The sequence below is a fragment of the Flavobacterium sp. NPDC079362 genome (genome assembly GCF_050267765.1).
Taxonomy (GTDB): domain Bacteria; phylum Bacteroidota; class Bacteroidia; order Flavobacteriales; family Flavobacteriaceae; genus Flavobacterium; species Flavobacterium azizsancarii.
Genome location: NZ_JBNNFM010000017.1, coordinates 50,488 through 62,139 on the forward strand (window position 1 = coordinate 50,488; position 11,652 = coordinate 62,139).

At 32.8% G+C, this 11,652-nt stretch carries 8 protein-coding genes and 1 pseudogene; 5 read left to right on the forward strand and 4 right to left on the reverse strand.

Going from position 1 to position 11,652, the window contains the following annotated elements:
- Nucleotides 1–18: 18 nt before the first annotated feature.
- The 3 genes and pseudogenes from ACQKCJ_RS15045 to ACQKCJ_RS15055 all read right to left on the reverse strand — a co-directional run bounded on the left by ACQKCJ_RS15045 (nt 19) and on the right by ACQKCJ_RS15055 (nt 2,509).
- A pseudogene (locus ACQKCJ_RS15045) lies at nt 19–409 on the reverse strand (four helix bundle protein).
- A 28-nt stretch (nt 410–437) separates the two neighbouring features.
- Entirely contained in the window at nt 438–1,109 is a 672-nt protein-coding gene (gene folE, locus ACQKCJ_RS15050) for a GTP cyclohydrolase I FolE (protein ID WP_271335815.1), read from the reverse strand.
- Between the two features lie 203 nt (nt 1,110–1,312).
- A complete protein-coding gene (locus ACQKCJ_RS15055) occupies nt 1,313–2,509 on the reverse strand; it encodes a pyridoxal phosphate-dependent aminotransferase (protein ID WP_427402326.1) in 1,197 nt (398 codons plus the stop codon).
- A 123-nt stretch (nt 2,510–2,632) separates the two neighbouring features.
- Here ACQKCJ_RS15055 and ACQKCJ_RS15060 point away from each other — a divergent pair, with 123 nt between their 5' ends.
- The 5 genes from ACQKCJ_RS15060 to ACQKCJ_RS15080 all read left to right on the forward strand — a co-directional run bounded on the left by ACQKCJ_RS15060 (nt 2,633) and on the right by ACQKCJ_RS15080 (nt 10,781).
- Nucleotides 2,633–3,958, forward strand: a complete 1,326-nt coding sequence (locus ACQKCJ_RS15060; RefSeq protein ID WP_271335817.1) for a PDZ domain-containing protein — start codon at nt 2,633–2,635, stop codon at nt 3,956–3,958.
- 158 nt (nt 3,959–4,116) lie between these two features.
- Nucleotides 4,117–6,759 carry a gliding motility-associated C-terminal domain-containing protein gene (locus ACQKCJ_RS15065; RefSeq protein WP_427402327.1) on the forward strand — a complete coding sequence of 881 codons (2,643 nt, stop codon included), beginning with the start codon at nt 4,117–4,119 and terminating at the stop codon, nt 6,757–6,759.
- A 31-nt stretch (nt 6,760–6,790) separates the two neighbouring features.
- On the forward strand, nt 6,791–7,720 hold the full coding sequence (locus ACQKCJ_RS15070) for a PorP/SprF family type IX secretion system membrane protein (RefSeq protein ID WP_427402328.1): 930 nt from the start codon (nt 6,791–6,793) through the stop codon (nt 7,718–7,720).
- A gap of 1 nt (nt 7,721) precedes the next feature.
- Entirely contained in the window at nt 7,722–9,905 is a 2,184-nt protein-coding gene (locus ACQKCJ_RS15075) for an OmpA family protein (RefSeq protein WP_427402329.1), read from the forward strand.
- A 381-nt stretch (nt 9,906–10,286) separates the two neighbouring features.
- A complete protein-coding gene (locus tag ACQKCJ_RS15080) occupies nt 10,287–10,781 on the forward strand; it encodes a hypothetical protein (protein WP_271335821.1) in 495 nt (164 codons plus the stop codon).
- A 217-nt stretch (nt 10,782–10,998) separates the two neighbouring features.
- Here the strand turns inward: ACQKCJ_RS15080 and ACQKCJ_RS15085 are convergent, their stop codons facing one another.
- Entirely contained in the window at nt 10,999–11,379 is a 381-nt protein-coding gene (locus ACQKCJ_RS15085) for a DUF1573 domain-containing protein (RefSeq protein ID WP_271335822.1), read from the reverse strand.
- Nucleotides 11,380–11,652 lie beyond the last annotated feature (273 nt).

The following is an 11,652-nucleotide window of genomic DNA, read 5'->3' on the forward strand; positions in this document are numbered from 1 at the left end:
TTTTGAGTCGGAAAAAAACTATTTGAATTTTAATCCTTTGATTTCGCAATTGTTTAAATAGTTCATCATCGCTCCGATTTTGTTCTTTTCTAATTCAGCTATTTCATTTAATTCTAAATGTTGCTCTTCATAATCATTTTTTTTATCAAAAAGCTCGATACGATTGCGATTTTACTTCTCCGGCTGAACCTTTTGCAATGCTCAGAAGTTGAATAAATTCTCTATTACCATTTCGTTCAAAACCTTCAGCAATATTGTCTATAATAGAACCTGAGCTTCTGTCAATTTGATCTTTTAAAGAATAATTTGTCTTTAAGTTTGTATTTTGGATTAGGAATTCGATTTTTTGACAGATTGTCCAGGCCAATCTCCAAATTTCTAAATCTTCGAATTTTTCTATTTTTGCCATAACAACAAACTATAAACAATAAACTTTTTTAGAACTGTGTATCCAATTTAATGTAGTCTAAAAATTCTCTTTTTGTTTGAGGATCTTTAAATTTTCCACCAAATTCAGACGTTACAGTGCTGCTTTCGATATCTTTAATTCCTCTTGAATTTACACAAAGATGTTTGGCATCGATAACACAAGCAACATCATCTGTACCTAAAGCGATTTGTAATTCCTGAACAATTTGCATCGTCAAACGCTCTTGAACCTGAGGTCTCTTAGCATAATATTCTACAATTCGGTTCATTTTAGACAAACCAATCACTCTTCCGCTTGAAATATAGGCAACATGCGCACGTCCGATAATCGGTAATAAATGATGTTCGCAGGTAGAATAAACAGTAATGTTTTTCTCTACCAACATTTCGCCGTACTTGTAATTATTGTCAAAAGTTGAAGCTTTTGGCTTTTTTGTAGGGTTAAGACCTCCAAAAATTTCCTTAACAAACATTTTTGCAACTCGGTTTGGAGTACCTTTTATGCTGTCGTCCGTCAAATCCATTCCTAAAGTTTGTAGAATGTTTTCAACATCTTTTTTTATTTTTTCTATTTTTTCTTCATCACTTAAGTCGAAAGCATCCTGTCTTACAGGATTTTGTGCGTTACTGCTAAAATGATTGTCTCCTATTTCGTCTAAAAAATCTTCGTTATTTATCATTAAAAACTACTATTAATATGGGTATATCTTTTTAAGGCGGTAAAGATAATTAATAAAAAGGAAACCTTTTCTATCGTTTTTACTATTTAATTATTCCTTTTTAGATATAATTTAAATTAAAATCAAAATGCTAATTTTTTATAAAATACAAAAGGCAATAACATAGTACGTTATTGCCTTTTGAGAGTCCTTGATTTTTGTTATTATTTCTTGTTGTAAACTAAAAGAGCTTCTTTTAAAATGTTTACAGCAGTAATTAAATCTTTTTTGTTTAAGACATAGGCAATTCTTACCTGATTAAGTCCCATTCCCGGTGTCGAATAAAATCCGGCAGCAGGAGCAACCATTACAGTTTCTCCGTTCAGGTCATACGTTTCAAGAAGCCATTGTGCAAAATCATCGGCATTTTCTATTGGCAATTGTGCAATGCAATAAAATGCGCCTTTTGGTTTAGTGACAATAACACCTTCAATTTTATTCAATTCAGTAATTAGTGTGTCGCGGCGTCCTTTATATTCAGAGATTACTTCATCAAAATAACTCTGTGGTGTGTCTATTGCAGCTTCGCAGGCAATTTGCTCAATTGTAGGCGGGCTTAAACGCGCTTGGGCAAACTTCATTACCGTAGACAGTACGTCTTTATTTTTTGTTGCCAGACAGCCAATTCTTGCGCCACACATACTGTAACGTTTTGAAACAGAGTCGACCATAATAACATTTTGCTGTACATCTTCAAGATTCATTACAGAAAAATGAACATCATCTCCATCGTATAAAAACTCACGATATACCTCGTCAGCAATTAAATATAAATCGTGTTTTTTAATTAAACCTGCTAGTTGCTTAATTTCACCTTCTGAATATAAATAACCCGTTGGATTACCGGGATTACAAATTAATATCGCTTTTGTTTTTGGTGTAATCAATTTTTCAACCGTCTCGATACTTGGCAAAGCAAAAGCACTTTCGATAGTCGAAATTACAGGAACTACAGTTGCGCTCGTAGAAGAGGCAAATGCATGGTAGTTCGCATAAAAAGGTTCAGGAATAATAATTTCATCTCCCGGATCTGTAATTGTGGCTAATGCAAACAATAAGGCTTCAGAGCCACCAGTAGTAATAATGATGTCTTCTGAGTTAACATTTACGTTTTGACGCTGGTAAAAATTTGCTAATTTTTTTCTATAACTTTCATATCCTGCAGACGGACTGTATTCTATAATAGTTAAATCAATATTTTTTACCGCCTCGATGGCCACTTCGGGTGTCTTGATATCCGGTTGACCAATGTTTAAATGATACACTTTTTTTCCTTTTTGTTTTGCAGCATCTGCAAAAGGAGCAAGTTTACGTATCGGTGATTCGGGCATGTTTCTGCCTTTGTGAGAAATTGTTGGCATGAGTTTTTATTATTGAAGTGCAAATTTGCGTTTTTTTTTCGAATTTAACGTAAACATTACGGGTACTTATTAAAATGTGTCAAATATCAATATTTTTAGTAATTTTATCATAAAATATTATCAATGAAAAAATATTTTATAGTGTTTTTTGGGCTTTTAACATCTTTTACGCTTTTGGCCCAAGGTGATTTCTTAATCGAAAACCGCAATAAGAAGGTTACTATTCCTTTTAAGCTGATTAATAACCTTGTTTTTATTCCTATAAAAGTAAACGGCATTGAATTAAACTTTCTACTTGATTCCGGTGTCGAAGAAACAATTTTGTTCAGTATGGAAGAAAGACAGGAAGTGAGTTTTAAAAACATTGAAAAAATAAAACTGAGAGGATTAGGGAGTGAAGTAGAAATCGAAGGATTAAAATCGACCAATAATATTTTAGAAACGCATGGTTTAAAATCAGGAAATCATTTAGTGTATATAATTTTAGATCAAAGTTTTAATTTGTCTTCACATATAGGTATTCCGGTAAATGGTATTATAGGATATAAATTTTTTAAAAATAATATAGTAGAGGTCAATTATCAAAAAAAGAGAATTGTAGTTTATCTTAATAATGAGGAAACTCGTAAAAGGCTGGATAAGAAGTTTAAAGCAATTCCCATAACTATCGAAAGATCTAAGCCCTATATTTATGCCAAAGCAATTGTAGATACAGTTACCATACCTGCAAAACTACTTATTGATATAGGAAATAGTGATGCTTTTTGGATTTTTGAAAACAATAAAATTAAGTTACCTAAAAAGAATTTTCCTGATTTTTTAGGAAAAGGTTTTAGTGGGGATATCGAAGGGCATCGCGCTAAAATTGATAATTTTTTAATTGCCGACTTTAATTTTAAAAAGCCAATTGTATCGTTTCCGGATTCAAGTTCTATCAAGAACGTAAATATGGTTCCGGATCGGATTGGGTCTGTTGGGGGGGAAGTTCTAAAAAGGTTTACAGTGGTTTTAGATTATGCGGATAAGAAGCTATATCTTAAAAAAAACAATAAATTTTCAGAACCCTTCACATATAATAAAAGTGGAATTACCATTCAGCACAACGGACTGCAATGGGTTCAGGAAACGGTTCATTTAGAAATGGTAAAAGTTGCGACGACTTTAGAGGAGGTTCAAGCTGATAATAAAAAAGATGGGGAGTTTAAATATAAGTTTTCCTTAAAACCTGTTTATGAGATTGTAAATATTCGTAAAAATTCTGCAGCAGAAAAATGCGGTTTGCAAAAAGGGGACATTATAGTGAGTATCAATAAAAATGTTCCCTATAAATATTCATTGCAACAGATCAATACACTTTTAAAATCAGAAGAAGATATTTGGATTAATCTCGAAGTAGAAAGAAATAGTGTGATTTTAAAATTCAGATTTAAGCTTGAAGATGAGTTGTAAAATACTTATTCATAATTGTTTAAGATTTAAACAAAATTATCTGTGATTAATGTATATTTTCGGAATTGATTGAATTTTGTGAAAATTTGACTATTAAATCATGTTTTTTGATGTATGAACATTATTATTTTATTATGTTTATCGAAAAATAGCATTTTATGATCAAAAACTACACTAATTTCTTACTATTTGTATTGTTTTTTGTTTTTTTATCGGTTTTACCTTCACAAATGGCTGCACAATGTGCAGGGAATGATGCACAAAAAATAATTTGTGATATTCAGGATGCAGCTAATAAAACCCTTTCTTTATTTTCCTTATTAGACGGTTCTCCTATTGCAGGAGGAAAATGGTCTGACGATAATAACTTTAGAGGCCTGGACTCGATTACAGGAAATCTAAACGCACAGCTTATTAGAAAAGGTGGTGTTTATCATTATACGTATACTGCTCCCGATGTTGCAGGATGTGTAGATAATAAATCGACTATAACTCTTACTATTGGCGCTTATGCAGGAATTGGATCTAAAGCTACTGTATGTAGTGAAGCGGGAGGTTTTAATCTTTTTACGGCATTTGATAGTACAGTTATGGGACCGCATGAAAACGGAATCTGGAGAGATGCTTCAGGGAGAATTTTAGGATCGTCCTTATTAGAAATTGGAAAAATAGAAGAAACAATAACCCGTAAATTTACGTATGAAGTGCCAGTCGTGCCTGAGTGCCCGTTAACACCACTCGTTACAACTGTATTTGTAACTATAGTAAGGACACCTGAACAGGGGAAATCAATAGAATTACGATTATGCGGTACTACTGATCTGGACGGTTACACTAACTTTGATATGTTCGAACTGCTTACAGGTGAAGATCCTGACGGTGTTTGGAAGGGTCCTGATATCACGACAAGATCCGATCATAATATCAATCTTAAGCAATTGTTTGATACCTACGGTGCGAGCCAATATAATTATGAGTATACTGTTTTTGCCGTTCCTAACCAGAATGTTTGTAAAGATAAAACTGCCTATGTAACAATTACACTCGAAAAAAAGATTGATTTTACAGGTACAAAAATTGCTATAGCTAAGGATATTTGCGAAAGCGATATTGCTACTGCTGCTTATTCTGCAAAAATTACGCAAGGACCACAGAATATTCCCAATGGAGAATATAAAATTACATATAGTGTTGCAGGACCAACCGGAGGATCAGAAAGTATAACAGCAAATTTCATAAACGGAATAGCTGATTTTCTAATCGAATCTTCTTATTTTAAAAGAGTCGGTAAATATACTGTAACTGTTACAAGTATTATCCCGCTAAGTGGCAAAGGATTGTGTGCCAATATGTTTAGTCCTTTTTCTTCTGATTTAAATATTTATCCGTTGCCGCGTTTGAATAATGCTGTAATAACCGCCAGTCCAGTTTGTCAAAATAATAATGCAACAATTCAAATTTCGAATGCAACTCAATTAACTGATGGTGATTATCGTATTGTTTACAATATCAATGGCGATAATTTAGCGACAGCGCAAACGGCAAATATTAAGGCTGTGGGTGGTAAAGCAACTTTTGAAATCCCTGGAAACTTAAACGCAAAAAGCGGATTGTCTGTAATTACTATTACTACTATCACCAATATTACAAACCCAACTCCGCAATGTACTAATACAGCAAATGTTATTGGCAACGTGACTATTAATCCTTTGCCTGCTGCTGCAAATATAAAAATATTAGTCAATAATAATTGTTTAAACGGAGTGTTTACCGCTGTAGTTTCAGGATTAGGAAATTTAGCCAAAGCAAAACTTTCTTATTTGCTTTTAGAGAGTAATCCTTCGGTAGAACAAAACGTGGATTTGAATGTTTTAAACGGAAATGCCAGTTTTGTAATTCCATCAAATTTACTTGTAAACACAGGTTCTACTACAATCTCGATTACTTATGTAACAAATGATGCAACAAGTTGTGGTAGTACTTTGGTAAGTGTATTAGATAGTTTTATAATAAATTCTATTCCGGCCGCGCCAATTGCCGGAAATCAGGAATTTTGCAAAGTCGACAGAGCGACAATTGCAAATTTAACTCCACGGGGTTCTCAATATAAATGGTATAGTTCTGCAACGTCAACAACGCCGCTTGCTGATAGCTATGTGTTGAAATCAGAAGATTATTATATAAGAGAAACCTCTCCTGCAAGTTGTATATCGCCTCCTAATATGATTTCGGTGCTTGTAAATGATGTACCGGCTCCCATTTTAAATCCCGGAGGTACAGATTTTTGTGGTTTGAAAAATCCAACTGTTGCTGATTTATCAAAAGCTACCAATGTAGGTGCCAGCGTTGCCTGGTATGATGCTGAAAATAATGGAAATTTACTGACTTCGACAACATTATTGGTTCATAAAGCGACTTATTACGGATTTGATCTTTCGAATGTGACTAATTGTATTTCTGATGATTATCTGGAAGTTTCAGTTTCATTATCAGATTGTGATCCTGCGCAATATGCATTTTTTATTCCAGACGGGTTTTCGCCAAACGGAGACAATGTAAACGATACTTTCAGGATTCCTGATATTGAATTTTTATATCCGGATTATACGATTGAAATTTTCAATAGATACGGAAATGTAATGTTTAAAGGAAATGCAAATACAGCCAATTGGGACGGAAGAAATTCTGAATCGGCAGGTTTTGGTGGCGGAATAGCGCCAAATGGAGTCTATTTTTATATTGTCAATTTTAATAAAGACAATAGAAAAGCGCAACAAGGCCGACTTTACCTAAACCGATAATTTCTTTTTATATTATTAATATAATTTTCAAATGAAAAAAATAATACTCTTTATATCTTTTCTCTTTTATATAACATCAGCCTCAGCGCAACAAGATCCGGAATACACACATTATATGTACAATATGAGTGTTGTAAATCCGGCCTATGCAACTGGAGTTCCTGCAATGTTAAACCTTGGTGGATTGTACAGAACGCAATGGGTGGGCGCTGTTGGTGCTCCAAAAACATTTACTTTTTTTGGGCATACTGCTGTGACTGATAAAGTCGAGGTGGGTTTGTCATTAGTTTCAGATGATATTGGTGACGGCGCTAAAAAGGAGAATAATTTCTACGCTGATTTTGCTTACGTCTTAAATTTAGGCGGGAAAAATAAACTTTCGTTAGGGCTAAAGGCAGGTTTTACTTCGCTTCAAACTAATTTTAACGGATTTAAATTTAGTGACGCGGAAACAGATTTGGCTTTCGCCGATAATATAAACGTGACGAGACCCAACATTGGAGTAGGTGCCTATTATTTTAGGGATAATTTCTACGTAGGATTATCAGCGCCAAATTTATTAAGTTCAAAACACATCGAAGAGAAATCAAGGATTAATGCTTACGGATCAGAAGCAATTCATACTTTTTTGACTGCAGGATATGTTTTTGAGATCAATGATATGGTAAAGCTAAAACCGGCGTTTATGTCAAGGTTTGTATCAGGCGCTCCAATTTCTGTAGACCTTACAGCCAATGTTTTGTATAATAATAAGTTCGAATTAGGTGCTGCTTACAGAGTAAACGATGCCGTGAGCGCTTTAATGAATATAAATGTTACGCCTTCACTTAGAGTTGGTTATGCGTATGATCATACACTTTCGAATATGGGGCAGTTTAATTCCGGAACACATGAAATTATGCTGCTTTTTAATTTGGATTTATTAGGAAAAGGATATGATAAATCACCAAGATTCTTCTAAAATGAAAAATGTGAAAAAACTACTCGTTATTATATTCGTATTTTCAATACAGTTTATAAATGCTCAGGATCTTGAATTGGCAAGGGCAAAAAGATTTTTTGACAAAACTTATTATAGTGAAGCAATTGTTTTATATGAAAAGTTGATTGAGAACAAACCTTCACAGGAAGTTATAAAAAATCTTGCTGACTCTTATTTTTATACCAACGATTTGATAAAAGCGCAACGCTATTACAGACTTTTAATTCAAAAATATAATAATGATTTAGATAGGAATTATTATTTCAGGTATGCTCAGACTTTAAAAGCAAGCAATAGTTATGAAGATGCAGATGCAGCATTAAAAGACTATTATGCAAAATCTGCAAATGCTAATGATGTTGCTAATTTTGAAAAAGAGATTAAGATATTAGAAAATGTTTCTGCAATCGGGCAACGATTTGATATTAAAAATTTAGCCATCAATACACCAAATTCTGAATTTGGAGCTGTAAAGTATAATGATAATCTGGTTTTTGCAGGCGTAAAACTCAAACCGGGATTGTTTGATAAAAAGTTCAAATGGGACAATGAAACCTATTTGAATTTAGTCGAAATTCCGATAAAGAATATTAATTCAGCCGATTCTATTGTACATTATTTTGCTAAAGAATTAAAAACGGGAATGCATGAATCCAACGCTGTTTTTACAAAAGATGGCAAGACAATTTATTTTACGCGAAATAATTCTAAAAAAGGAAGCAAGAAAACAGACGATAAAAAAATCTCAAACCTTCAAATTTTTAAAGCTGAATTGATTAATGGAAAATGGGTAAATGTTGTATCACTACCATTTAATAGTCCTAATTATTCAGTAGAACATCCAGCTCTGAGCACTGATGAAAAAGTACTGTATTTTGCTTCAGATATGCCGGGAACATTTGGTTCTTTCGATATTTATTCAGTCAATATTAATAAAGGAGCATTTGATACACCCAAAAACCTGGGGCCTATTATTAATACAGATAAAAGAGAGCAGTTTCCTTTTGCTTTGTCAGATAACAAACTTTATTTTTCTTCGAATGGGCATTTAGGATATGGATCTCTTGATGTTTTTGTTTCGGAAATTAGCGGAAATGAATATTCGAAACCTGTAAATATAGGTTTGCCATTAAACTCAAATCGCGATGATTTTTCGTTTATTATAGATACAAATACTAAAGAAGGTTTTTTTGCATCGAATAGGGAAGGCGGAAAAGGGAGTGACGATATTTATTGGTTTAAAGAAACTAAAGAATTGATTGTAGAAGATTGCAAACAGTTTATTGCAGGAACGATTACAGATATTGATACTCATTTATCTTTAGAGAATGCAATTGTAATCTTGCAGGATACTGATAAAAAGACTTTGAAGACAGTTACTACAGCAGCAGACGGAAAATTTAGTTTTACAGTTTCTTGCGAGAGTTCGTTTACGGTTTTGGCTTCTAAAGAAAAGTATACTAGCGAATCGAGATCATTATCTTCTGGGAAAACCAGAAACGCAAGCAATGATGCTTCGATGGCATTGAAATCTGTTGAGATTATAAAATTAGAACAACAGCAAATTGCAGAAACAAAAAAGAAAGAGGAAGAACTTGAAAGAGGACGTAAAAAAGAAAGGGAAGCATTAGATGTTATTGCGTTAAAAGTAGCGCAGAAAAAAACGAAAGAAGATCAGATTGCAGCAGCAGAAATAAAGAAGAAAGAAAAAGCTGAAGAAGCTGCAGCAACAGAAATCAAGAAAAAGGAAAAAATAAAACAGATTTTAGTAGAAGAAAAGGACGTTATTAAAGACAACAAAGACAGATTAATCATAAAAACGGATCCTATTTATTTTGACTACAATTTATGGTACATCCGTAAAGAATCTAAAGTTATTTTAGGTCGTGTTGTAGCATTAATGAAGAAATATCCTGACATGGTTATCGAAATAGGATCTCATACAGATTCTCGGGGAAATGAAAAGTTTAATGAAAATTTGTCTCAAAAACGAGCTAATTCAACCAGGGATTTTATCATAGAATTAGGGATTAATGCAAAGAGAGTTCAGGCAAAAGGTTACGGAGAATCTGTGCCTATCATAAAATGCAAAACAGATGATGCCTGCTCAGAGGAAGAGCACGAATTAAACAGAAGATCTGAATTTGTTATTAAGAATTTATAGACTTCTTTTACTTACAATAAGTTAACCTAAAAGTCCTGAAACCCGATTTCATTAATTTAAGTTTTTAGAAAATAAAATTATTGCAAATCAAATCTGTTTTTTATCTGCGTTTTTACGAAGTAAATCTGTTTTATCCGCGTCAAAATTAGACGCTGATTTTACTGATTCGCTAAAGCGAAAACGCTGATAAAAATGGATTTTTCTAATTACTTTCTTGATTAAACGGTTAAATAATTTTCTTGATTTCTCATTAACTTAATGACATTGCCCGAAGCCTCGGGATTAAAACTTGTTAGTTTTTTAATTTTAATTCAGAAGTCTTTTTTTTAGCTTCTTTTTTATTTAACTTTATAAGATAACAACGAACCTAAAAAATAATCTATGAAAAAGTTAGTCATATCTTGTTTGCTTTTGTCTTTGATTGGACTGCAAAGCTGTAAAAATGATGAAAAACAAAAAAAAGAAGCTGAAGCTGCTCAGGCCGAAGCTGAAAAAGTCGTAAGTACAGAATGCTATAAAGCGGTGTATGAAAAAGATACAATCGATTTAAAATTAAATACTTTAAAGAACGGTAAAATTGGAGGGGATATGGTAATGAAAGTTGCTAATGCGCCAGAGAAAATAGGAGAACTTAAAGGAGAATTTAAAGGAGATACATTATTTGTAGATTATACTTTTAAGGAAAAAACAAATAAAAATCAGACGTTCAAAAATCCGATGGCATTTTTAAAACGTGACAACCAACTTATTTTAGGAAACGGAACCATGCAAACTACGATGGGCGTTACTTATTTGGTAAAAGATAAACCTATCGATTTTGATCGTGTAAAATATAAATTTTCAACTTCTGAATGCGTTGAGAAAGCACAAAACTAGCCACAATCTTGTTCATTTCGACAGAGGAGAAATCACACAAGTAATGCTGTTACTAAAAGTTTTAGAACTTTGACAAAGATTTGACAATTTAGATACTCACTATCTATAAGCAAACCCAACAGATTTCAATAACCTGTCGGGTTTAATTTAAAATATAGTTACAAAAAAAGCCGTTCCTTTTAAGAACGGCTTTTACTATTTTTAGATTTTTGTTTTGTTATAAAACTTCACCTTTGATTTTTAAGGCGACTCTACCATCAGGGTAGTTGACAGCATTGGTTTCAACGGTAATTGTTTTGCGAATTGGACCGGAAGCCATGTTGTATTTTACATCAATTTTACCTTTTTTACCGGGCATTACTGCTGCTGCGGGTTTGGTGACTACTATAGAACTTACTGTAGATTCTGCGCCGGTTACTAAAAGCGGTGCATCTCCTGTGTTTGTAAATTCAAAAGAGCGAACTCCGTTGTCACTTTTTGAAATTTTACCATAATCAATGGTATTGTCTTGGGCTGCAAATTCAATTTTTGGGCCGTTTTGTGCATAACCTATTGCGCTAAACAATACGACAGCAATAAAAGAGGCTACATTTTTCATTTTGAAATTGTTTTTAAGTTGTAAGTAAATATACATTCTTTTAATTAACACACAAATTATTAATTCTCTTTTTATAGTGTACTTAATTATTTACTTTTGCTGTCAAATATAATTACAAAAATTGAACCAAGTTTTTGTTTAATTGTTTAAATGTTAATTTGTTTAATCAATTGAAGTTCTGTAAATTTTGTTACGGACGCAAAAAAACAAACAGTTAAACAAATCCACGGTTAAACAATTAAAACGAATTAACGATTAAACATATCTATAATA

Coding starts and splice junctions, on each gene's coding strand:
- folE (WP_271335815.1), bottom strand. CDS start 1,109: ATGATAAATAACGAAGATTTTTTAGACGAAATAGGAGACAATCATTTT.
- ACQKCJ_RS15085 (WP_271335822.1), bottom strand. CDS start 11,379: ATGAAAAATGTAGCCTCTTTTATTGCTGTCGTATTGTTTAGCGCAATA.
- ACQKCJ_RS15075 (WP_427402329.1), top strand. CDS start 7,722: ATGAAAAATGTGAAAAAACTACTCGTTATTATATTCGTATTTTCAATA.
- ACQKCJ_RS15070 (WP_427402328.1), top strand. CDS start 6,791: ATGAAAAAAATAATACTCTTTATATCTTTTCTCTTTTATATAACATCA.
- ACQKCJ_RS15080 (WP_271335821.1), top strand. CDS start 10,287: ATGAAAAAGTTAGTCATATCTTGTTTGCTTTTGTCTTTGATTGGACTG.
- ACQKCJ_RS15055 (WP_427402326.1), bottom strand. CDS start 2,509: ATGCCAACAATTTCTCACAAAGGCAGAAACATGCCCGAATCACCGATA.
- ACQKCJ_RS15060 (WP_271335817.1), top strand. CDS start 2,633: ATGAAAAAATATTTTATAGTGTTTTTTGGGCTTTTAACATCTTTTACG.
- ACQKCJ_RS15065 (WP_427402327.1), top strand. CDS start 4,117: ATGATCAAAAACTACACTAATTTCTTACTATTTGTATTGTTTTTTGTT.